This window comes from bacterium (genome assembly GCA_035308905.1).
Taxonomy (GTDB): domain Bacteria; phylum Sysuimicrobiota; class Sysuimicrobiia; order Sysuimicrobiales; family Segetimicrobiaceae; genus DASSJF01.
On record DATGFS010000030.1, the window covers coordinates 145,667 to 168,782 of the forward strand.

At 71.1% G+C, this 23,116-nt stretch carries 16 protein-coding genes; 2 read left to right on the forward strand and 14 right to left on the reverse strand.

The window, feature by feature from the left end; all coding sequences use genetic code 11:
• Positions 1–120 precede the first annotated feature (120 nt).
• The 8 genes from VKT83_09150 to VKT83_09185 all read right to left on the reverse strand — a co-directional run bounded on the left by VKT83_09150 (position 121) and on the right by VKT83_09185 (position 9,232).
• Positions 121–1,089, reverse strand: a complete 969-nt coding sequence (locus VKT83_09150; GenBank protein ID HLY22620.1) for a PaaX family transcriptional regulator C-terminal domain-containing protein — start codon at positions 1,087–1,089, stop codon at positions 121–123.
• A 15-nt stretch (positions 1,090–1,104) separates the two neighbouring features.
• A complete protein-coding gene (locus tag VKT83_09155; GenBank protein HLY22621.1) occupies positions 1,105–2,307 on the reverse strand; it encodes an acetyl-CoA C-acyltransferase in 1,203 nt (400 codons plus the stop codon).
• A gap of 51 nt (positions 2,308–2,358) precedes the next feature.
• Positions 2,359–3,135 (reverse strand): enoyl-CoA hydratase-related protein, encoded by a 777-nt coding sequence (locus VKT83_09160; GenBank protein ID HLY22622.1) that lies wholly within the window; start codon positions 3,133–3,135, stop codon positions 2,359–2,361.
• A 28-nt stretch (positions 3,136–3,163) separates the two neighbouring features.
• The gene (locus VKT83_09165) at positions 3,164–3,934 is read right to left on the reverse strand and encodes a uracil-DNA glycosylase (GenBank protein HLY22623.1); all 771 of its coding nucleotides are present in this window, start codon (positions 3,932–3,934) and stop codon (positions 3,164–3,166) included.
• The gene (locus tag VKT83_09170) at positions 3,931–4,704 is read right to left on the reverse strand and encodes an enoyl-CoA hydratase-related protein (GenBank protein HLY22624.1); all 774 of its coding nucleotides are present in this window, start codon (positions 4,702–4,704) and stop codon (positions 3,931–3,933) included. Before VKT83_09170 ends, VKT83_09165 begins: the two co-directional genes overlap by 4 nt.
• Before the next feature lie 4 nt (positions 4,705–4,708).
• A complete protein-coding gene (locus tag VKT83_09175) occupies positions 4,709–5,335 on the reverse strand; it encodes an SPOR domain-containing protein (protein HLY22625.1) in 627 nt (208 codons plus the stop codon).
• A 67-nt stretch (positions 5,336–5,402) separates the two neighbouring features.
• Positions 5,403–6,452: a lysylphosphatidylglycerol synthase transmembrane domain-containing protein gene (locus VKT83_09180; protein ID HLY22626.1), complete on the reverse strand. Its 1,050-nt coding sequence runs from the start codon at positions 6,450–6,452 to the stop codon at positions 5,403–5,405.
• Positions 6,449–9,232 carry a valine--tRNA ligase gene (locus VKT83_09185; GenBank protein ID HLY22627.1) on the reverse strand — a complete coding sequence of 928 codons (2,784 nt, stop codon included), beginning with the start codon at positions 9,230–9,232 and terminating at the stop codon, positions 6,449–6,451. The genes VKT83_09180 and VKT83_09185 overlap by 4 nt, the downstream gene beginning before the upstream one ends.
• A 385-nt stretch (positions 9,233–9,617) precedes the next feature.
• On the opposite strand from VKT83_09185, the gene VKT83_09190 reads away from it, so the two are divergent.
• A complete protein-coding gene (locus tag VKT83_09190; GenBank protein ID HLY22628.1) occupies positions 9,618–13,925 on the forward strand; it encodes a DEAD/DEAH box helicase in 4,308 nt (1,435 codons plus the stop codon).
• Positions 13,922–14,908 carry a D-2-hydroxyacid dehydrogenase gene (locus VKT83_09195; GenBank protein ID HLY22629.1) on the forward strand — a complete coding sequence of 329 codons (987 nt, stop codon included), beginning with the start codon at positions 13,922–13,924 and terminating at the stop codon, positions 14,906–14,908. Before VKT83_09190 ends, VKT83_09195 begins: the two co-directional genes overlap by 4 nt.
• Positions 14,909–14,988: 80 nt before the next feature.
• On the opposite strand, the gene VKT83_09200 is transcribed toward VKT83_09195, so the two are convergent.
• The 6 genes from VKT83_09200 to tig form a co-directional block, all read right to left on the reverse strand.
• Positions 14,989–15,864, reverse strand: coding sequence for an ABC transporter permease (locus VKT83_09200; protein HLY22630.1), 876 nt, complete (start codon positions 15,862–15,864; stop codon positions 14,989–14,991).
• Positions 15,864–16,844 (reverse strand): ATP-binding cassette domain-containing protein, encoded by a 981-nt coding sequence (locus VKT83_09205; GenBank protein HLY22631.1) that lies wholly within the window; start codon positions 16,842–16,844, stop codon positions 15,864–15,866. The genes VKT83_09200 and VKT83_09205 overlap by 1 nt, the downstream gene beginning before the upstream one ends.
• Before the next feature lie 171 nt (positions 16,845–17,015).
• Entirely contained in the window at positions 17,016–19,484 is a 2,469-nt protein-coding gene (gene lon / locus VKT83_09210; GenBank protein HLY22632.1) for an endopeptidase La, read from the reverse strand.
• A 262-nt stretch (positions 19,485–19,746) separates the two neighbouring features.
• Complete coding sequence (gene clpX / locus VKT83_09215; GenBank protein HLY22633.1) at positions 19,747–21,018, reverse strand: ATP-dependent Clp protease ATP-binding subunit ClpX; 1,272 nt, start codon at positions 21,016–21,018, stop codon at positions 19,747–19,749.
• Positions 21,019–21,041: 23 nt separating this feature from the next.
• Positions 21,042–21,647, reverse strand: a complete 606-nt coding sequence (locus tag VKT83_09220) for an ATP-dependent Clp protease proteolytic subunit (GenBank protein ID HLY22634.1) — start codon at positions 21,645–21,647, stop codon at positions 21,042–21,044.
• A gap of 90 nt (positions 21,648–21,737) precedes the next feature.
• On the reverse strand, positions 21,738–23,039 hold the full coding sequence (gene tig / locus VKT83_09225) for a trigger factor (protein HLY22635.1): 1,302 nt from the start codon (positions 23,037–23,039) through the stop codon (positions 21,738–21,740).
• Between the last annotated feature and the right edge of the window lie 77 nt (positions 23,040–23,116).

Sequence of the window (23,116 nt, forward strand, 5' to 3'; positions counted from 1 at the left end):
CGCAAACAAAAAAAGCCTTGCGAACGCGTTTCATTATATCGGCGGCGCACGGCGAGTGTCAAACCTGCGCCCCGCGCCGGGCGCGACGGCGGGCCGGCGGCTGAGTCCGCGGCCGCCGCGTCAACGCAGGTCGCCCGGCTCGACGGCCGCGGGGCGAAACGGATCGCGCCGCGCGTTACGCCGGCCCTCGAGGACGTCGGCTTCGCGCCCCGGCGCCGGACGGTAGTGGGTCTCGAAGAACCCGAGCGCCGACTCCGCGAGGAGATGGTACGCGGCGGAGAAGATGCCGCGCGCCTCGACGCCGTTCCAGCGCTCCGGCAGCACGTCCGCCGGCAGCCCCGGATCGACGAACAAAAATTTCCGGAACTCGTGCACGAGCCGCGTCTTCTCGCGGAACGCCTCCCCGCCCGGGAGGTCGAGGCCGCTGCCCGTCCGGGCCGCCGCCGCCCGCCAGGCGGCCAGGCGGGGCCGCCACGCATCTGCGAACGCGCCGTAGGCCGCGTCGATCGCCGGCAGGTCCCAATGCCGCGCGGCGAATGCCGCCGCGCCGCCGCCGGCGAGCCCGGCCGCAAACATCTCCGCGGGCCCGGCCCCGAACGCGTAGCGCTCCGCGAGCGCGGGCATCCGATTGAGGAGATCGTTGGGCGTCACGTGCACGCCGCGGGCAAGCGGCGCGAACCCCATCCACTCCAATTCACGCCGCAGCGCGGCGCGGCGCTCCCGGTCCGAGGCGGCCGGCAGGATGACGATCCGCCACAACCCGTCCCACCGCTCCGGACGCAGCTTGAAGATGCGGCCCGCCGCCTCTTCGATGCGGGCCTCGCCGCGGGGCGTGAGCGCGTAGTAGCCGGCGCGCCCGGCACGGATCGCGGCCAGCCAGCCCTGCCGCGTCGTTCGCGACACCGCGGCGCGCACCGCCGACCCCGTAAAGCCGAGTTCGCCCATCAACGTGATCAGGCTGCCGATCCAGATGGTGCCGCCGTAATGGCGGACGTAGTCGCCAAACAGCGTGAAGAGCATCGACCGGGCGTGCATCCCGGTCGCGGCCGCGGGCGCCTCGCCAAGACCGGGGGGCGGCGTCGCGGGCATCTGCGCCACCCGCCGCTAGGCGAGCCCTTCGACGATCGTCGCGATCCCCTGGCCGACGCCGATGCACATCGTCGCGAGCCCCCACCGCGCGCGCCGCCGGTCCATCTCGCGGACCAGCGTGAGGAGCAGGCGGGCGCCGCTCGCGCCGATCGGATGGCCGAGGGCGATCGCTCCGCCGTTCACGTTGAGCCGGGACCGGTCGATGCCAAGATCGCGGACGCAGGCCAGCACCTGCGACGCGAACGCCTCGTTGAGCTCGATCAGATCGATCTCGTCGAGCGTGCGCCCGGCGCGGATCAGCGCCTTCTGCGTCGCGGGCACCGGGCCGATGCCCATATACGATGGATCGACGCCCGCGGCGGCCATCGCGGCGATCCGCGCGAGCGGCCGGCGGCCGTGCCGCTCCGCCCATTCCGCGGAGGTCACGAGCAGGCACGCGGCGCCGTCGTTGATGCCCGAGGAGTTGCCCGCCGTGACGGTGCCGGCCGGCCGAAACGCCGGGCGCAGCGTCGCAAGGGTCTCGAAGGTCGTGTCCGGCCGCGGATGTTCATCGGTGTCGACGACGGTGGCGTCGCCGCGGGCCCGCGCGACGGTGACCGGGACGATCTCTTCCGCGAGGCGGCCCTCCCGCTGCGCGGCGGCGGCGCGCCGCTGGCTCTCCACGGCAAACTCGTCCTGCTCCTCGCGCGAGATGCCGTACCGCTCCGCCACGTTTTCCGCGGTCTCGCCCATGCTGTAGAGCGGGAAGCGCTCCTCGAGCCGCGGGTTCGGAAAGCGCCAGCCGATCGTCGTATCTTGCAGGACCTGCGTGCCGCGGGGAAACGCGTGCGCCGGCTTGCCCATCACGAACGGCGCGCGGGTCATGCTCTCCACGCCGCCCGCGAGATACACGTCGCCGTCGCCGCCGGCGATCGCACGCGCCGCGGCGTGGACGGCCTGCATCCCCGATCCGCAGAGCCGGTTGACGGTCTGTCCGGGGACGCCGTCCGGCAGGCCGGCCAGCAGCACCGCCATGCGCGCGACGTTGCGGTTGTCCTCGCCCGCCTGATTGGTGCAGCCCATCACGACGTCCTCGATCTCGGCCGGGTCGAGCGTGTTGCGCTGGACGATCGATTCGATCATCCTGGCCGCGAGGTCGTCCGCCCTGACGTCGCGCAGCGCGCCGCCGTAGCGGCCGATCGCACTCCGCACGCCGTCGACAATCACCACGTCCCGCATGTGTCGCGTCCCTCCACGATTCTCCGGCCGTCCACGCGCGCCCGGCGCGCCTTAGCGTCCCACGTACGCCGGCGCCCGTTTGGCGAGGAACGCCGCCACGCCCTCGCGGTGATCCTCGGACCGGCCGGCGATCTCCTGAAGGTAGGCCTCGTATTCGAGCGCCCCGCGCAGGTCGAGAGCGAGGGCGCGGTCCACGCCCCGCTTGATCAGCCCGTAGGCCCGCGTCGGTCCCTGGGCGAGCCGCGCGGCCCACTCCAGCGCGCGCGGCATCAGGTCGTCCGCCGGCACCACCCGGTTCACGAGCCCCAGCCGCTCGGAGGCGGCCGCGTCCACCGGCTCTGCAAAGAACATCATCTCGAGCGCGCGTCCGACGCCTACGAACCGCGGCAGCAGCCACGTGCCGCCCGAGTCCGGAATCAGGCCGACCCGCGTGAACACCTCGATGAAGCTGGCCCGGTCCGACGCCACGCGCAGGTCGGCGGCCAGCGCGAGGTTGCAGCCTGCGCCGGCGGCGACGCCGTTGACCGCGGCGACGACGGGCTTCTCCGTCGTCCGCAGACGGAGGATGATCCGGTTATACCGCGCGCGCAGCAGCGCGCCGAGCGAGGTTTCCCCCGGCGTGTGTCCGCGCAGGTCGGCGCCGGAGCAAAAGGCGCGGCCCGCGCCCGTCAGCACGACGCAGCGCACCTGCGCGTCGCCGTCGGCCTTGGCGAGCGCGTCCAACAGCTCCTCGCCCAGCTTGGCGTCGAAGGCGTTGAGCACGTCGGGCCGGTTGAGCGTGATCACCCGCACGCCCTCGCGATCCTCGGTCAGCACCGTTTCGTACATCGCCGGGTTCCCTCCCATCGGCTGCTCGTTACGCCCCCGCTTCGAGGACCGCGCGGGCCCGCTCGAAGACCGCGTCGAGCATCGGTTCGGTCAGCCTGCCGGTGTTGGTGTTCTGCCGGCTCGGATGATACGAGGCGATGAGCACCGGCCCGTGCGGCCCGAGGTTGTAGGCGGCTCCGTGCCCGAAGCGCAACGACCGCGTCGGCACCCCGCGCGAGGCGAACACGCGCCGGCAGACGTCGAACCCGATGCGGCCCAGGGCGACGACCACCCGAACCCGCCGCAGCAGCGCGAGCTCTCGTTCGAGGAAGGGAAGGCAGCGGGCGATCTCCGCGGGCGCCGGCTTGTTCAACGGCGGCGCGCAGCGTACCGGCGCGGTCAGGTATGCATCGATCAGGCGCAGTCCGTCTCCTCGCCGCACCGACGTCGGCTGGCTGGCGAACCCCGCGCGATGCATCGCCCGGAACAGCCAGTCGCCGGAGCGGTCGCCGGTGAACATCCGGCCCGTGCGATTCGCCCCGTGCGCCGCGGGCGCCAGCCCCACGATCAGCAGGCGCGAGGCGGGATCGCCGAAGCCGGGGACCGGACGCCCCCAGTAGGTGCACGCCGAGAACTCACGTTTGCGGACCGCCGCCACCGCCTCACAGTGGCGGCGCAGACGCGGGCAGCGCGCGCACGCCACCACCTCGCGCGCCACCGCGCGCAGCGAGTCGCCCCGCGCGGGGAGCGGGCGTGCCGGCCGGCTCGCCGCCGGCAGCCGTGAAATCGAAGCCGTCGGCGTGGTGGACGCGGCGGTCACCGGCCCTGGAACTCCGGCCGGCGCTTCTCGAGAAACGCGCGGACGCCCTCGCGCTTGTCGTCTGTGCTGAAGAGCGCCTGGAAGCACCGGCGCTCGAACACGAGGCCGGCTTCGAGCGAGGATTCGTAGGCCTGCAGCACCGCCTCTTTCGCGAGCCGGACCGCGATCGGGGCCTGCCGCGCGATCTCCGCGGCGAGGCGCTTCGCTTCGTCCAGACACAGCTCCGGCGGCACCACCCGTGAAACGAGCCCGGCCGCGAGGGCTTCCGGCGCCGTCAGGGCACGTCCCGTCAGCACCATCTCCATGGCGCGCGACTTGCCGACCGCGCGGGTGAGCCGCTGCGTTCCTCCGGCGCCGGGCATCAGGCCGAGCCGGATCTCCGGCTGCCCAAACTGGGCGCTCTCCGAGGCGACGATGATGTCGCACAGCATCGCCAGCTCGCAGCCGCCGCCGAGCGCGTAGCCCGATACCGCGGCGATGACGGGCTTGGCGATCCGCCGGATGCGCATCCACTGCTCGAACCGGTACGCTTTGATGACGTCGGCGGTCGTCGCCTCCGCCATTTCCCGCACGTCGGCGCCGGCCGCAAACACCCGGGGACCGCCCCAGAGCACGATGCAGCGCACCGCCGCGTCGCGGTCGCAGCCTTCCAGCGTCGCGGCGAGCTCTTCCATCAATGCCTGGCTCAACGCGTTGAGCACTTCCGGCCGGTTGAGCGTGACGAGGGCGACGCCGCCGTCGAGGGTCAGCAGAACTTGGTCGCCGGCCATCAGTTTACTGCGGAACGAGCGTCGGCGACAGCCCGCTCTGTCGAAGGTACGTCGCGAGGCGCTCGGCCGTCGCCCGGTCGAGATAGCCGCCGACCCACACCCGATACGGCGGCCCGTCCGTGACCGTCACCGCGTAGCCGCGGGCGCGAAGCCGCAGCGCCAGGGCTTGCGCGTTCTGCAGCTCCGGGAAACCCGCCACCTGCACGTGGAATCGTCCCGGAACAACAGGCACGGTTTGGGACGGGCGCGGCGCCGGCGCCGTAGGAACCGCGCTCGGCGCAGACGGTGCGGGCATCGGGGTCGCCGCCCCGGGCTGGGCCGCGGATTGGGCCGGCCCCCCGATACTGGACGCGCCGGCGGCCGTCTGGGCGCCCGGCACGGGCGAGGCAGGCGGGGGTGTCGCGGTTCCGGCGGCGGGCGGGGTTCGGGTGACCGGCCCGGCCGTCACTCCCCCGCCCCGGACTGCGGGGGCGGGTGGCGCGACCGCGGACCTCGACGCGTCCGGCGATCCGGTCGCGGCCGCCCCAGGAACGTGGCGAAAGGCTCCCTTCGCGAGCAGGAACCCGGCCGCGATCGACCCGCCGAAGAGGCCGGCCGCCAGGAAGAGCATCAGGATGCCCCGGCGTACCATCACAGCACCCCCCTGTTCGCGGCCCCGACGCGAACCCTCCTGCCCCCGGCGGGCCGGTTGTCGCCGCTCAACGGATCACGCGGTGGTAGCGGTGATACGCCATCAGCAGGATGCCGCCGGCGACCAGCACCGCGTAGTAGGACACGATGCGATCGATCAGGACGCCGCTGCGGGCGACGGCGGTGGCGACCGCGTGCGGGGCGAGCACGGCGATGAGCCCCGCCTGCGAGACTTCCGTCACGCCCACCCCGCCCGGGACGAGCAGGGCCATCCCGAGAATCATGGCGCCGACGTAGGTGAAGACGAGGACCTGGGGCGGCAGCGCAACGCGGAGCGCCCCGAAGACCGCGATGACGCGCGCGAAGTCGAGGGCGATGCCGAGCGCGGTCAACGCGAGCAGCGCGCCCAAGGTGTGCCGGCGGCGCGAGACGGCAATGCTCGTACAGAGGAGATCGACGAACGCCAGCGCCCGGTTGCGGAGCGCGCGAAACGGCACGCCGCGAAGCAGCACGGCCGCGCCCGCCCGGACGTGATCCGGCGCCCCGGCGAGCAGCGCCGTGCCGAGAACGATCACCGCGATCAGCACCGGCAGCGCCGTGTTCGCGAGGACCGTCTGCCGCGGCAACATGACCGCGGCAAGCAGCAGGCCCGCGACGAGCGCGACGATGTCGAGCAGCCGCTCGATCAGCATCGCCGACACGGACAGCCCGAGCCCGACGCCGTACGCATCGCGGAGCATGACGGCCTTGGCCAGTTCGAAGCTCCGCCCGGGCGTCATGCTGCCGGCCGCGACTCCGCAGACGACCGACACCGCGGCGAACCGCCCCGAGATTGTGGTATCCGTCAGGCGGCGGACCATATACCGCCACCGCACGGCCCGGACCACGATCTGCGCCGGCACCGCCAGCACCGCGAGGGCGAAGAGGAACGGCCGGACGTCCCGCAGCGCGCGGACGGCCGCCTGCAGATTCGTCGTCGCGCCGAAGAGGACCAGGATGACGACGCCGCCGGCCGAGAGCGCGTAGGTGATCCAGCGCGCCGACGGATGGGTCATCGCGCGGGCCGGCGCCGGCGGCGCCGCGGCGGCGATGGGGGCGCCCGACTCGGTCGGACTCACCGCGGCCTCACGCCGCCGGACCCCGGCGGTGCGGGGCGGGACGGCGGGGCAAGATCGGCCAGATACCGGCGCAGCGTCCCGCGCCGCTCCACGAGGCCCTGCGCCCGCGCGCGGTCCGCGGCCACGACCTCCGCCGGCGCCTTCTGCACGAACGCGGGATCCTCGAGCCGCCGGGTGACCCCGGCGAGGTCTCGCTCCAGCAAGGTCAGCTGTTTCTCGAACCGCTCCCGCGCCTTGGCGCGCAACTCGGGCGCCTCGACGTGGATCTCGATCCGGCCCCGCCCGTACGGCGAGGAGATGCCGAACGCTCCGTGCTCGTCGAGGCCCCGCACGGGCAGCCGGTCCGGATCCAGGCGAACGAGGTGGGCGAGGTACGGCCGCAGGCGGTCCACCCGCTCGCGGTCGCCGTCGGCAACGTGGAGCGAGGCGTCCACCGGCTGTGTGGCAAGACCCAGTTCCGCGCGGATGCCGCGTACCGCGCCCGCGATCTCCATCACCTCGGCCATCGCGGTCTCGGCCGCCGCGTCGCGCCACGCATCCGGCGGCTCGGGCCACGGCGCCCGCATGACCGTCTCGCCCTCGTGCGGCAGCGCCTGCCAGATTTCTTCCGTGATCGCCGGCATCACCGGGTGCAGCAGGGCCATCGTCTGTCCGAGCACCCAGCCGAGGACGTGGCGCGTCTCCGCGGCCGGCTGCTCGGCGGCCCGCTCCAAATCCACCTTCGCCATCTCGAGGTACCAGTCGCAGAACTCGCTCCAGATGAACTCGTACAGCCGGTGGCACGCCGTGTGAAACTCGTAGGCCTCGAGGGCCGCGGTGACGTCGGAGGCGGCGCGCGCGAACCGGTCGAGGATCCAGCGGTTGGGCAGCGTCCGCGCGCCCCGCGGGCGGCCGGCCGGCACGTCGTGCCCCTCGAGGTGCAGGCGCGCGAGCCGGGCGGCGTTCCAGATTTTGTTGGCGAAGTTGCGGGTGTCCTCGACCATCTTCTCGGAGAAGCGCAGATCCTGCTCCCCCGTGCAGCGGTTGAGGAGCGCGAACCGCAGCGAATCGGCGCCGTAGCGGTCGATCAGCAGCAGCGGGTCCATCCCGGTGCCGAGGCTCTTGCTCATCCGCCGGCCCTCGATGTTGAGCACGGTCGGGTTGATGTAGACGTCCGTGAACGGGATCTCGTGGCGCAGCTCCAGGCCGAACATGATCATGCGCGCCACCCACAGGAAGATGATGTCGCGCGCCGTCGCCAGCGTGTTCGTCGGATAGAAGTACTCGAGATCGGCGGTCTCGTCGGGCCACCCCAGCGTCGCCATCGGCCACAGCGCCGAGCTGAACCAGGTGTCGAGAACGTCCGGATCCCGCGTGAGCTCCGTGCCGCCGCACTTCGGACACGACTTCGGGCGCTCGATGCCGGCGATCATCTCACCGCACTCACAGTGCCACATCGGGATCTGGTGCCCCCACCACAGCTGCCGGCTGATGTTCCAGTCCCGGATCTGGTCCATCCAATCAAGGAAAAACTTGGTCCAGCGCCCGGGATGAAACCGGACCCGTCCGTCGCGCACCGCCCCGATCGCCGGGGCGGCGAGTGCTTTCATCCGGCAGAACCACTGGTCGGAGATGTACGGTTCGATCGTCGTCTTGCAGCGGTCGCACCGGCCGATGTTCGTCGTGTACGGCTCCTCGCGCACCAGCAGGCCGGCGGACCGGAGGTCATCCACGGCCGCCTGCCGCGCCTCCATCCGGTCGAGGCCCTCGTAGCGCGGGCCGCCCATGGTCATCCGGCCGTGGGGATCGAACGCGATCAGGACGGGCAGCTTGTGGTCCACGCCGATCTCGTAGTCGAGCAGATCGTGGCCCGGGGTGATCTTCACCGCGCCCGTGCCGAAGCCGCGCTCGACACGGCGGTCGGCGATCACCGGCACGGGGCGGTTCACGATCGGCACGACGACCTGCGTGCCCACCAGTTTCTTGTAGCGTTCGTCGCCGGGATGCACCGCCACGGCGACATCGGCGAGGATCGTCTCCGGCCGCTGCGTGGCGATCACGACACCGTCGTCCCCGCCGGCGCCGGGATACCGCACGTAATACAGGGTGCTCTGCTCCTCAACGTACTCCACTTCCAGGTCCGAGATGCTCGTCTGGTCCTTCGGGCACCAGTTGATCATCCGCTTGCCCTTGTAGATGAAGCCTTTGTTGTACAGGCGGATGAAACACTCCGCCACCGCGCGCGAGTACCCCGGATCCATCGTGAAGATGGTGCGCTTCCAGTCGCACGAGAGCAGCAGGCGCCGCATCTGACCGAGGATGGCCTGGCCGATCTCCTCGCGCCACTTCCACGTCTCTTCGAGGAACCGCTCGCGGCCGAGCGAGAACCGTGTGAGGCCCTCTTTGGCCAGCCGCCGATCCATCACCACGTGCACGGCGATGCCCGCGTGATCCATCCCCGGCTGGTACAGCGCGTTGTGGCCGCGCATGCGGCTCCAGCGGATCAGGCAGTCCTGCACGCCGTTGTTGAGCGCGTGGCCCATGTGCAGTTCGCCGGTCACGTTGGGCAGCGGCATCATGATCGTGTACGGCCGGCGCGACGGGTCGGGAACGGCGCGGAAGTAGCCGCGCGCGTCCCAGGTTCGGTACCAGCGCTCCTCGGTCGCCGCCGGATCGTACGTCTTCGGCAGCTCCGCCCCGTCTTCGCGGGATCCCCGAGCGCCTTCGCGCCCTCCTGCCCCGTCTGCGCGGGACCTCCGGCCGCCTTCGCGCCCTCCTGCCGTCTTCGGTCCGTCCGCCATCCAGCCCGCCCCCTGCCCGTCTCGCGCCCTGGCTCACGCCGTAGGCCCAGGGCCTTCCGGCCGCCATCCGGCGGCCTCCTGTAACATCAACGCCGCCTCACCCCAAAGGGCGAAGCGGCGCTTCGCGGTACCACCTTCATCCCACGGCCCGAAGGGGCCGCGGCTCGACGCGCTGTCTCGGGCGCACCCGGCGAATCCGCGGCGTCAGGACGCCCCGTCTGGCGCGGGGCGAACGGCCGACGATCCGCTGCTCAGGGGCGACGTTCGGTTCGTGCGGCCCGGGGAGCTCTCACCAACCCTCCCCTCGCTTCGGACGCCGCTCGGACCTACTCCTCCCCGTCCTCGCGTTTGCGTTGCGCGTATTATAACATATCAGGAGATTCCCATGGCTCTCCACCGCTTCCATCCACTCGTCGCGGAGTGGTTCGCCGAACGGTTCGGCGCGCCGACACCGGCGCAGGCCGGCGGCTGGCCGGCGATCGCGTCCGGCCGCGACACGCTCATCGCCGCGCCCACCGGATCGGGCAAGACGCTCGCCGGCTTTTTGTGGGCCGTCAACGCCCTGCTGCTCGAAGGGATGCGGGGCGCCGGCGGTCATCTGCCCGACGAGACGGCGGTTGTGTATGTCTCGCCCCTCAAGGCGCTCGGCAACGACGTCCACGCCAACCTCGTCGGTCCTCTCGCCGAGATTCGCGAGCGGGCCGCCGCCGCGGGTGCGGTCCTGCCCGAAATCCGCGTCGCGGTTCGCTCCGGCGACACGCCGGCCGCCGACCGCGCGCGGATGCGCCGCCGGCCGCCGCACATCCTGATCACAACGCCGGAGTCGCTCTACATCCTGCTGACCGCGGACGGCAGCCGGACGTTTCTCAAGCATGCCCGCACGGTCATCGTGGACGAGATTCACGCGGTTGCGCAGGACAAGCGCGGGGCGCACCTCACGCTTTCGCTCGAGCGGCTCGACCGCCTGGCGGGACGGCGCCTCCAGCGCATCGGGTTGAGCGCGACGCAGAAACCCGTCGAGGAGATCGGCCGGCTGCTCACCGGCACCGCCGGCGACTGCGCGATCGTCGACGCCGGCCACCGCCGCCCGTGGGACCTGTCCATCGAGGTGCCCGGCCCGCCGCGGGGACCGATCGTCGCGAACGACGTGCGGGACGCCGTCTACGACCGGCTCGCCGCGCTCGCGCAGAGCCACCGGACCACGCTGGTGTTCGTGAACACCCGGCGGCTGGCGGAGCGGGTCGCCCATCAGCTCGGCCAGCGCCTCGGCGAGTCGCAGGTGGCCGCGCACCACGGCAGCCTCTCGCGGCGCCTCCGGCTCGACGCGGAGCGCCGGCTCAAGAGCGGGGAGCTGCGCGTCGTCGTGGCGACCGCCTCGCTCGAGCTTGGCATCGACATCGGCCACGTCGATCTCGTCTGCCATCTCGGCACGCCATCGTCGATCGCCGTCCTCCTCCAGCGCGTCGGCCGGGCCGGGCACACGGTGGGCGGCGTCTCCCGCGGCATCCTCTTCCCGTTCACGCGAGACGAGATGCTGCAGTGCGCCGCGGCGGTGCGCGCCGCCCGGGCGGGGGAGCTCGACACGGTCGTGCTGCCCGAGAAACCGCTCGACGTCCTCGCGCAGCAGATGGTGGCGGTGGCCGCCGCCGAGGAGATTGCCGAGGACGAGTTGTACGCGCTCGTCCGGCGCGCGCACGCCTATCGCGATCTCGGCCGGCCGGAGTTCGACCAGCTCGTCGACATGCTGGCCGAAGGCGTCGCGCGGCGGTGGGGCCGCGGGGCCGCGTATCTTCACCGCGACCGCACCCGCGGGACGGTGCGGGGCCGCCGGGGCGCGCGCCTCGCCGCGATCACCTCGGGCGGCGCCATTCCGGACACGGCCGATTACGACGTGATCCACGATCCCGAAGGCGTGCTCGTCGGCCGGGTCAACGAAGACTTCGCGGTCGAGAGCATGGCGGGCGACGTCTTCCTGCTCGGCAACACGTCGTGGCGCATCCGCCGCGTGGAGGCCGGGCGCGTCCGGGTGGAAGACGCCCACGGCGCGCCCCCGTCGGTGCCGTTCTGGCTCGGCGAATCGCCCGGCCGCAGCCGCGAGTTGTCGGCCGCGGTGTCGGCGCTGCGCGCGGCGATCGAGGCGCGGCTCGGCGATCCGGCCGCGGCGCAGGAGTGGCTCAGCCGCGAGACCGCCCTCGACGCCGACGGCGCGGCCCAGGCCGTCCAGTACCTCACCGAGACGCGCGCCGCCCTCGGCGGCGTGCCGGCGCAGGACTGGATCGTCGCCGAACGCTTCTTTGACGAAGCCGGCGGCATGCAGCTCGTTCTGCACACGCCGTTCGGCGCGCGGATCAACCGCGCGTGGGGCTTCGCATTGCGCAAGCGCTTCTGCCTGACGTTCGATTTCGAATTGCAGGCGGCGGCCACGGACGACGGCATCGTGCTGTCGCTCGGCCCGCAACACAGTTTTCCGCTGGAGACGGTGTTTCATTTCGTCCGGCCGGCGATGCTGCGCGACGACATCATTCAGGCGGTGCTCCCCTCGCCGCTGTTCACCACCCGGTGGCGGTGGAACGCGGCCCGCTCACTCGCCGTCCCGCGGTACCAGGGCGGCCGGCGCGTGCCGATGCCGATCCAGCGCATGCGCGCCGAGGATCTGCTCGCCGCGGTCTTTCCCGATCAGGTCGCGTGTCAGGACAACCATGCCGGGCCGATCACCCCGCCCGACCACCCGCTCGTCAACGAGACGATCGGCAACTGCCTCAACGAGGCCATGGACATGGCCGGGCTCGCGGCGGTGCTCGGGGAGATGGAGCGCGGCGCGATCCGTACCGCCGCCGTGGAGACCCCGGCGCCTTCACCGATCTCGCACGAGATCCTGAACGCCAACCCGTACGCCTTTCTCGACGACGCGCCGCTCGAGGAGCGCCGCGCCCGCGCGGTCGCGCTGCGGCACGTCGGCCCCGGCGCCTCGGACGGACCGGGCGTACTTGACGCGGCCGCGATCGCCGACGTTGCCGCTCAGGCCTGGCCCGACATCCGCGGCGCCGACGATCTGCACGACCACCTGCTCACCGTGCGCCTCCTGCCGCTCGAGGATGCGGCGCCGTGGGACGCGCAGGCGCGCACGCTCGCGGCGGATCGGCGCGCCACCGTGGCCGTATGGCACGACGCTTTCGGGCGCGAGCGCCGGGCCTATGTCGCGGCCGATCGGGCGCCCGACGTGGCTCGGGCCCTCGGCGAGGTGCGCTTCGAGCCCGAGCCGCCGCCGCTCGGCGTGACGCCGGACGATCTCGAACCGTCCGAAGCCGCGCGGCTGATCGTTCACGGCTGGGTGCAGTGCGTCGGACCGTTCACGTCCGCGGCGCTCGCCGCGCGCCTCGGCCTCTCGCACGGATCCGTGGAGACCGCGCTGGCCGCGCTCGAGGGGAGCGGCGTAATCTTGCGTGGGCGGTTCACCCCCGGGACGGCGGACGAGGAGTGGTGCGACCGGCGCCTCCTCGCGCGGATTCACCGGCTCACCCTCGGGCGGCTCCGGCGTGAGATCGACGCGGTCTCCCCGGCGACGTTCATGCGCTTCCTCCTGCGCTGGCAGCATCTTCAGCCCGGGACCCAACTGCACGGACGGGACGGTGTCGCGGAGGTCGTGGGAATTCTCCAGGGCCTCGAAGTGCCGGCCCCGGCCTGGGACGAGCACGTCCTCCCCGGCCGGGTGCGCCTGTACGATCCGGAGGATCTCAACGCGCTCTGCCTCAACGGTCTCGTCACCTGGGGACGTCTGAGCGCCGGCCCGACCGCGGGCCCGAGCGGCGAGGGCGCGCCGAACGGGACCCCGGCCAAGCGCGGGACGTCGCTGTCGCGGTCGGCGCCGATCGCGCTTCTGCTGCGCGAAGACCTCGGCGCGTTCGTCGAGCCGGACGGAGGCGGGCACGGCGATGCGGCCCTGCGCGGCGCGGCGGCCGACGTGTTCCGATATCTCGCGGAGCGGGGCGCTTCGTTTTTGACCGACGTCGCGCGCGGGATCGGCCGCATGCCCGCCGACACCGAGACGGCGCTCTGGGAGTTGGTCGCGAAGGGCCTCGTCAGCGGCGACGGGTTCGCGGGATTGCGCCGGCTCATCGACCGGAGCGATCCGAATCGCCGCCGCCGGTACCTTCAAATCAACATCGGGCACGTGGGGCGTCCTGCGCGGCGCGCGCTGCCGGCCGGCCGGTGGGCCGTCTGGCGGCCGGGCGACATCGCGCTGAAGCCGGACGAGCGCGACGCGGTCGTGGCCCGTCAGCTCCTCCGCCGGTACGGCGTCGTGTTCAGAGATCTCCTCGCCCGCGAGCGGGCGCTGCCGCCGTGGCGGCGGCTGCTTGACGTCTACCGGCGCTGGGAAGCGCAGGGCCAGGTGCGCGGGGGGCGCTTTGTCGCCGGCGTCGCGGGAGAGCAATACGCGCTGCCGGGCGCGGTCGAGACGCTGCGGGCCGTGCGTCGCGAGCCCGACGAGACGGCCGACGTGGTGATCTCGGCGGCGGATCCGCTCAACTTGGCCGGCATCCTCCTGCCGGGCGAGCGCATCTCTCCCCTGTCCGGCCTCGCGATTGTCCTTCGCAACGGCGTGATCGCGGACACCGGGCCGTACGGCGCGCTCCTGGCGAGCCGGCGGGCCGCAGCGGAGATGGCGGCCCGGACCGCGGCGCCCGCGTCGTGAGCGGCCGGAACCCGTCGGACCTGACGATCCTCATGATGATCGACGCCTACGTGCCGGCGGCGGCGCGGGAACGGTTCCGCGCCGCCGCGGAGGCCGCGGCGCCGGGCGCGCGCATTCTCATGCCGGCAACCCGCGACGAGGCGGTCGCCCTGGCCCCGGAGGCCGACATCGCCACAGGGTGGTCCCTGCCGGCCGGGGTACTCGAGCACGGGCGGCGGCTCCAGTGGGTGCACGCGTTCACGGCCGGTGTGGACGGATTCGTGGCCCTTCCGGGCATTCGCGATCGCCGCGTCGTGCTCACGCGGACGGTCGGCGCGCACGTGGCGCTGCCGGACCACGTCATGGCGCTCGTCCTCGCGTTTGCGCGGCGGCTACACCTCGACATACGCAACCAGGCCAACCGGGTGTGGGACCGTCCGGCCGGGATCGGCCGGGACGTGGCGGGCACGGTGCTCGGCATCCTCGGGCTGGGACAGATCGGGAAACCGCTGGCCGCGCGCGCGGCGGCGTTCGGGATGCGCGTGATCGGCACCAAGCGGACGCCGGGGCCGGTGCCGCATCTCGATCTCGTCCTGCCGCCCGAGCGCACCGACGAGCTGCTCCGGGAAGCCGACTACGTCGTGACGCTCTTGCCGCTCACGCCGGAAACGAAAGGCCGCATGGGCGAGCGCGAGTTCCGCTTGATGAAGCCGGGCGCCTTCTTTATCAACGTGTCGCGCGGGCCGATCGTCCAGGAGGCGGCGTTGATCCGGGCGCTGCGCGAAGGCTGGATCGCCGGCGCCGGGTTGGACGTGTTCGACACCGAGCCGCTCCCCGGCGACCACCCGTTGTACGAGTTCCCGCAGGTGATCATCACGCCGCACGTCTCCGGGATCACGCCGAAGTTCTTCGAGCGCATCGCGGCGATCATGGCAGAGAATATTCAGCGCTACGTGAAGGGCGAACCGCTCGCGAACGTTATCGACGTTGCACGCGGTTACTGAGGTCGCGCAAGAATCCCGTCATCCAACGACGGTCGGCGCCTCAGCCTCGGGATGTATCGGACTCGTCGCGCTGCCGGCGTCTAGTCCTCCCGCGACCGGAACGTCACGACGGCCGCTGTGAGCATCACGGCGAGAAACAGCACGATGATGGCGAGGTTCAGCCGGTACGGGTGCGCGACGAGCGCCTGCGCCAGCGGTGAGCCGGCGTAGACCATGCCGCGGAGCGCGTCGACGGCGTACGTCAGCGGGTCGATCCGCGTCAGCACCGCCATCCACAGCGGGAGGCCGCGCAGCGGAAAAAACGCGCCTGAGAGCAGCCACAGCGGCAGCACGAGAAAGTTCATCACCACCTGAAAGCCTTCCATCGTCTGCATGCGGGAGGCGATGACGAGTCCGAAGCTTGTCAGGGACGCGGCGACCAGCAGCATCACCAGCGCGATGCCGGCGATCTGGACGAGGCTGAGGTGCACGCCGACGAGCGGCGCCAGGATCAGCAGCATCACGCCCTGGAGCGTCGCTACGGTCGCGCCGCCGGCGACCTTGCCGGCCACGATGCTGCCCCGTGCCACCGGCGCGACGAGGATTTCCTTCAGAAACCCGAACTCGCGGTCCCAGATGATCGAGATCGCGGAAAATATCGCCGTGAAGAGCACCGTCATTCCGAGGACGCCCGGGTACATGAACTCGAGGTAGCTGAAGCCGCGCGGCACCGCCGCCGACCGGAACGTCGCCCCGAATCCCGTCCCCATGATCGCGAGGTAGATCAGCGGCTGTCCGAGCGCCCCGAGGATGCGGGCGCGCTCGGACACAAACCGGATCAGCTCGCGCAGCCAGATCGCGTACGCGGCGCGGAGTTCGTGACGCCAGCCGGTCGACGGCACGGCCGCGCCGGGCCGCGGCGGCATGGTGGCCCGCCCCGGCTCGGTGGGCGGCACCGGGCGTGCGGCGCTCGCCATCAGCGGCGCCCCCAGGCCCGCGCCATCGTCCGCAATTGGTCCGTCGCGGAGGCCGACTCGTCCCGGATCGCGTGGCCGGTCAGCTTGAGAAAGACGTCGTCCAGGGTGGGCTGCTTGACCGCAACCGCGGTCACGAGCGACGGAAACGCCGCGGCCACCCGCGGCACGAACTCCGCCCCCCGCTCCAGCTCCACGACCACGCGGCCGTCCGCGGCGCGCGCGCCGGCGCCGAAGCGCGCCTCGATCTCGCGGGCCAGCGCCGCGGCGTCCGGCGAGGTGATCGTGATCACGTCGCCTCCGACCTGCCGGCGCAGCGCGTCGGGCGTGTCAAGCGCGACGATGCGGCCGCCGTCGATGATCGCGATCCGATCGCAGTGCTCCGACTCCTCGATGTAGTGCGTCGTCATGAAAACCGTCACGCCTTCGCGCCGGCGGAGGTCGACGACGTACTCCCAGATGTGGTTGCGCGTCTGCAGGTCGAGCCCCAGCGTCGGCTCGTCGAGGAACAGCACCCTGGGCTTGTGCAGGAGGCCCCGGGCGATCTCCAGGCGCCGCTTCATCCCGCCGGAGTACGTCGCGACGAGCGCCCGCCGCCGCTCGCCGAGCTCCACCATCTCGAGCACGGCCTGAAGGCGCGGCTCGACCTCCGCGGCCGGCACGCCGTAGAGCATCGCGTGAAATCGCAGATTCTGCTCGGCGGTGAGGCGGTTGTCGAGGCTCGGGTCCTGGAAGACGATGCCCATCGACCGCCGTACGTCGCCGGGGCGCGTGACCACATCGTAGCCGGCGAGCGAGGCGCGGCCCGACGTCGGCCGCAACAGCGTCGCCAGCACCTTGATCGTCGTGGTCTTTCCGGCGCCGTTCGGACCGAGGAAGCCGAAAATCTCGCCCGCGGCGACGGAAAAGGTCACGCCGCGCACGGCTTCGATCGGTCCGAAGCGCTTGATGAGGTCCTGTACGTCGATGATCGGCGTCTCCATCTCTTACATCTTCCCCCGCGGTCCGCGCGATGCGATGGGCTGTAGGGTGCCGCCGCGGTATGGATCGTCGATGGAGGCCGGATGGAGATGATGTGAAGACCGCCCGGCGGCGACGGAAAACGGCGGCGAGACCTGGATCCCGCCGCCGTATCCGACGCGTGTGCGCGTTCGTTATGCCTGAATCGACGGCTGCGACGGAGGCCGGCGCACCGCGACCGGCGGTGTCGTCAGCACCGGCAGCACCACGCCTTCGCCCAGCGCCTCCTCCAGCACCTGATCCATGTGCTCGACGAGCGCGAACCGCAGCTTCTTGCGCACGTTGTTCGGGATCTCGTGGAGATCCTTCTCGTTTTCCTTCGGCATCACGACGACCTTGATCCCGGCGCGATGCGCCGCGATCACCTTCTCCTTGAGGCCGCCGATCGGCAGCACCTTGCCGCGGAGCGTGATCTCGCCCGTCATCGCGACGTCCTTGCGCACCGGCCGGCCGGTCACGGCCGACGCCAGCGCAACCGCCATGGTGATCCCCGCGGACGGCCCGTCCTTGGGGACCGCGCCCGCCGGCACGTGGATGTGCAGGTCGTGCCGGGAGGCAAACGCCTCGTCGACCCCGAGCCGCCGGGCCCGGGCGCGGATGTAGCTCATCGCAGCCTGCGCGGACTCCTTCATCACGTCGCCGAGCTGCCCGGTGAGCGTGAGCTTCCCGTCGCCGTGCAGGAGCGACGCTTCGACCGTGATGATGTCGCCGCCCTGCTCCGTGTAGACCAGTCCCGTCGCCGCGCCGACCTCGTCCTCCAGTCCCGCGCTGCCGTACCGGAACTTCGGCGGCCCGAGGAACTTGTGGACGTTCTGCACGGTGACTTTCTCCGCGGTCGTTTCCTCCTCGGCGACTTCGCGGGCGATCTTGCGGCAGATCGTGCCGACCTCCCGCTCGAGATTGCGCACCCCCGCTTCGCGGGTGTACTCCCGGATGACATGGCGCAGCGCGTCGTCGGTGAACGACGCCTGCTCCGGCGTCAGCCCGTTCTCCTTGAGCTGCTTCGGCAGCAGGAACTGGGTCGCGATGTGGTGCTTCTCCTCCTCGATGTAGCCGGAGAAGCGGATCACCTCGAGCCGGTCGCGGAGGGCGGGCGGCACGGTGTCCAGGATGTTGGCCGTCGTGATGAACATGACCTCACGCAGATCGAACGGCAGCTCCAGGTAGTGGTCGCTGAACGCGTTGTTCTGCTCCGGATCGAGCGCCTCGAGCAGCGCCGCCGACGGATCGCCGCGGAAGTCCATGCCGAGCTTGTCGATCTCGTCGAGCATGAAGACCGGGTTGCGGCTGCCGGCCGTGCGCATGCCCTGGACGATGCGGCCGGGCAGCGCGCCGACGTACGTCCGGCGGTGTCCGCGGATCTCCGCCTCGTCGCGCACGCCGCCGAGCGACACCCGCACGAACTTCCGGCCGAGCGCCCGCGCGATCGACTTGCCGAGGCTGGTCTTGCCGGTGCCGGGCGGCCCGACGAAGCACAGGATCGGCGCCTTCGACTCGGGCGCGAGCTTCCGCACCGCGAGGTACTCGACGACGCGGTCCTTGGCCTTGTCGAGGCCGTAGTGGTCCTCGTCCAGGATGCTGCGGGCCGCCTTCGTGTCGAGCCGGTCCTCGGTGCGCGTGTTCCAGGGCAGCGCGAGCATCCAGTCGAGGTAGGTACGGACCACGACCGCCTCCGCCACCATCGGCGGCATCTTCTCCAGCCGGCCGAGCTCCTCGAGCGCCTTCTCCTTGACCTTCTCCGGCAGCTTGGCGTCCTCGATCTTCTTGCGGTACTCGTCGACCTCGGCCGTACGCTCGTCCTTCTCGCCGAGCTCCTGCTGGATCGCCTTCATCTGCTCCTTGAGGAAGTACTCGCGCTGGCTCTTCTCCATCTGCTTGCGCACGCGGTTCTGGATCTTGCGCTCCAGCTCGAGGATGTTGATCTCCTTGGTGAGCGAGCCGCTCAGGATCTCGAGCCGCTCGCGCGGCGGGGCCTCGAGCAGGCGCTGCCGCGTGTCCACGCGGGTTTGCAGATGCTGCGCCACCAGGTCGGCCAGCCGGCCGGGCTCCTCGGTGGACATCACGAGCATGAACGCCTCGGGCGGAACGGACCGCGACAGGCGGGCGTAGCGCTCGAACTGCGAACTCACGCCGCGCATGAGGGCCTCGATCTCGAGCGGCTTCTCCGTCGAGTCGGGCCGCGTCTCCGCGCGGACGTTGAAGAACGGCGCGGTGTGTACGAACTCGGTGATCGCCCCGCGCACGAGCCCCTCGACGACGACCTGCACCGTGCCGTCGGGCTGCTTGCCGACTTGGAGGATCCGGCAGAACGTGCCGATCGTGTACAGGCCGTCCGGTTCCGGCTGTTCCTCGTCGTCTTTCTTCTGTGCGACGAGCAGGATCATGCGCTCGGCGGTCAGGGCCGCCTCGAGCGCAGCCAGCGACTTCGGCCGACCGACGCCGAGGGGCACCACCATGCCCGGAAGCACGACCGTCCCCTTGAGCGGCAGCAGCGGCAGCACGCTCGGGTACGTGACCGGCTCCTGTGTTTTGGATGCCTCCGGCGCGGCTTGGATTTTTTCGGGTTTCAGCTCCGATTTCTGCTCCGGCTTATGCTCGGACATGAATGCCTCCCTGGGTTCGGCGATGTCGGGTTCCCATTACCATCCCATGTGCCCTACTATCTACATACGTATACGCGCGCCGCCCGCGCGGCGATTCCCGCCGGCCGGCGTGGCGGCCGGCAGCCATGTCATCCTAACCGGCCTTCATACCCCGAAAAACGGAGACGGAGCCGTGAGGCCCCGTCCCGGTCGAGTCCGTATCGACTTCTGCCCGGCCGACTTGGCGGCCGGCCACCGTGTAATCCCGGCGCCGATCGGCGTCTCAGGCAGGTTTCTCCTTGGCCAGTTTCTTGAGATCCGCCGCGGTCAGGAGGATCGGTTCGGAGCGCTTGTCCACCGTCTCCCGCGTGATGACGCAGCGCTTGACGTCGCCGCGTTCGGGGATATCGTACATGATGTCGAGCATGATCTCCTCGATGATCGTCCGGAGGCCGCGGGCGCCGGTGTTGCGCGTCATCGCCTGACGCGCGATCGCGCGCAGCGCGTCGTCCGCGACCACCAGCTCGACCCCGTCCATCTCGAGGATCTTCTGATACTGCCGGACGAGCGCGTTGCGGGGCTCGACGAGGATCGTCACGAGGTCCGGCTCGGTCAGCGGCTCGAGCGGCGTGACCACCGGCAGCCGGCCGATGAACTCCGGGATCAGCCCGTACCGCAGCAGGTCTTGGGGCATCACCTGCGCGAGCAGCGCCCCCACCCGGTGCTCGCGCTTCGGCCGGATCTCCGCCCCGAAACCGATGCTGGCGACCCGAGTGCGCGACTCGATGATCCGGTCGAGGCCGTCGAAGGCCCCGCCGCAGATGAACAGGATGTTCGTGGTGTCGATCTGGATGAACTCCTGGTGCGGATGCTTGCGGCCGCCCTGGGGCGGGACGTTGGCCGTCGTGCCCTCCAGGATCTTGAGGAGCGCCTGCTGCACGCCCTCGCCGGAGACGTCCCGCGTGATCGACGGGTTCTCCGACTTCCGCGCGATCTTGTCGACCTCGTCGATGTAGACGATGCCGCGCTCGGCCCGCTTGACGTCGTAGTCGGCGGCCTGGATCAGGCGCAGCAGGATATTCTCGACGTCCTCGCCGACGTAGCCGGCCTCGGTCAGCGACGTGGCGTCGGCGATCGCGAACGGCACGTCGAGGATCCGGGCCAGCGTCTGCGCGAGCAGGGTCTTGCCGCAGCCCGTCGGCCCGATTAATAGAATATTGCTCTTCTGGAGCTCGACCTCGCCGCTGCGCTTCGTGTGCGAGGCGATCCGCTTGTAGTGGTTGTAGACGGCGACGGAGAGCGCCTTTTTCGCGCGATCCTGGCCGATCACGTACTGGCAGAGGGTCTGATAGATCTCGTGCGGCTTCGGAATCGCCCGCGGCTTCTGCGCCGGCTGCGGCCCCGCGAGCTTCTCCTCGATGATCTCGTTGCAGAGCTCGATGCACTCGTCGCAGATGTACACGCCCGGGCCGGCCACGAGCGTGCCGACCTGCTCCTGGGTCTTGCCGCAAAACGAGCACTTCGTGCGGTCCCGCTCGTCCCCCGCCTTGAACATGGCGCGTCTCCCCCTAGAGCCCGCTACCGCACCGGCTGTCCGAGCTGCCCCGGCGGACTCGGCTGCCGGGGTTGAATCACGTCGTCCACCAGACCGTACTCCTTCGCTTCCATCGCGCTCATCCAGAAGTTCCGGTCCGTGTCCTTTTCGATCCGCTCCCGCGGCTGGCCCGTGTGCTTCGCCAGGATTTCATCCAAGATTTGGCGGATCGCGATAAACTCCTTGGTCTGGATGTTAATATCCGCCACCGATCCCTGCGCCCCGCCCCACGGCTGGTGGATCATCATCCGCGAATAGGGAAGCGCGAACCGCCGGCCCTTGGTTCCCCCGGCGAGGATGATCGCGCCCGCGCTGGCCGCCAGTCCCACGCAGATCGTCGAGACCGGGCAGTGCAGGTACTGCATCGTGTCGTAGATCGCGAGCCCGGCCGTCGCGGAACCGCCGGGGCTGTTCACGTACAGCTGGATCTCCTTCTCCGGATCTTCGTAGTCGAGATACAGCAGCTGGGCGATGATGAGATTGGCCATCTCATCCTCGATCCCGCCGCCGATGAAGATGAGGCGCTCCTTGAGCAGCCGCGAGTAGATATCGTAGGCCCGCTCGCCGCGCGCCGTTTGCTCGACAACCATGGGCACGTACACGGGTTCAATTATCCTCCGTTCGGGGGGCCCTGTCGAATGCAGGACCTCCAGCCGCAAAGCGGCCTCCTGCGCGGGCAATCACGGGGAACTCGGAGGGGCCGGCTCAGGGGCCGCACCCGCCGCCGCGGGTGTCCCGGCGCCTGAAACCGCGTCGACCAGAAATGCCATCGCTCTGCGCCGCAGCAGGGTCTCCCGCAGGCCCTCCTGCCGGCCGCCCTCGGCCAGCCAGGCCTGCACCTTCGCGACGTCCTGTTTCAACTCCGCAGCGAGGTTCTCGACCTCGGCGCGCATCTCCTCCTCGGAAACGCTCAGCGCCTCGCGTTCCGCGACCGTTTCGAGGAGCAGCCGGCTGCGCACGCGCCGCAGCGCCCCCTCGCGCATGTCCGCGCGCAGGGCCGCTTCGTCCTTGCCGACGGCGCGCGCGTAGGAGTCCAGGGTGAGCCCCCGGCTGCGCAGCGTATCCGCGAGGTCGTGGAGCATGTGCTCCACTTCGTGCGCGACGAGGCTCTCCGGCACGTCAAAGGTGGACTGGGCGAGCACCGCGTCGAGGACCCGCTCGCGGTGCGCGCGGTTTTCCTCCGCCGTCCGCTCCGCCGTCAGGCGCTCTCGGAGGCCGTCGCGCAGTTCGGCCAGGGTCTGGCGGTCGGAGACCGTGCGGGCGAACGCGTCGTCGAGCGCCGGCAGCTCCTTGCGGCGCACGTCGCCGATCTTCACCACGGCCTGCCCGGAGCCGGGAAGCGCCGTGGTGCGTTCCTCTCCGGCCGAGGCGCCCTCGAGCGCCGCCTCGACCGGTTCGGGCAAGAGGCCGCCCCCGACCTCGACCAGGAGCTCCTTACCCGCCTGCAGCCGCTCGTGCCCCTCCGGGGCGGTGACGACGGTCAGCAGTATAAAATCCCCGCGGCGCGCCGGCTCGGAAACGCTCGAAAGCCGCCCGTGGCGCGCGCGGATGTCCTCGATCGCGCGGTCGACGTCCGCGTCGGTGACCGGGGTTTGTTCGGCGGCGACCCGGATCTGCCGGTAGTCCGGCAGCGTGATCGCAGGGTAGACGTCGACGATGGCGGTGAGGTGCAGCCCCTTGCCGTCGGCGGCGTCCTTGACCTCGATCGACGGCCGCGTAATCGGCGACACGCCGGTCTGCGCGACCGCCTCCGAATACTGCTCGGGCACGAGCTGGCGCAGCGCCTCCTCGCGGAGGGTCTCCGCGCCGACGTGCTTCTCGAGAATCGGCCGGGGCGCCTTGCCGCGCCGGAAGCCCGGCACCTGCACGCGGCGGACCAGCTGTGTGTAGGCCCGGTCCATCGCGCGGGCGAGGGCGTCCTCCGCCACGTCGATCTCGAGCACGACGCGGCTCGCGGGTTCGGTCCGCATTTCCACTTTCATCTCACGAGACGCTCCTTGATCCGTGGGTCCGGACGCAGTGTACTGAGCGTCCCGCCGACGGTCAAGGATCACCGCGG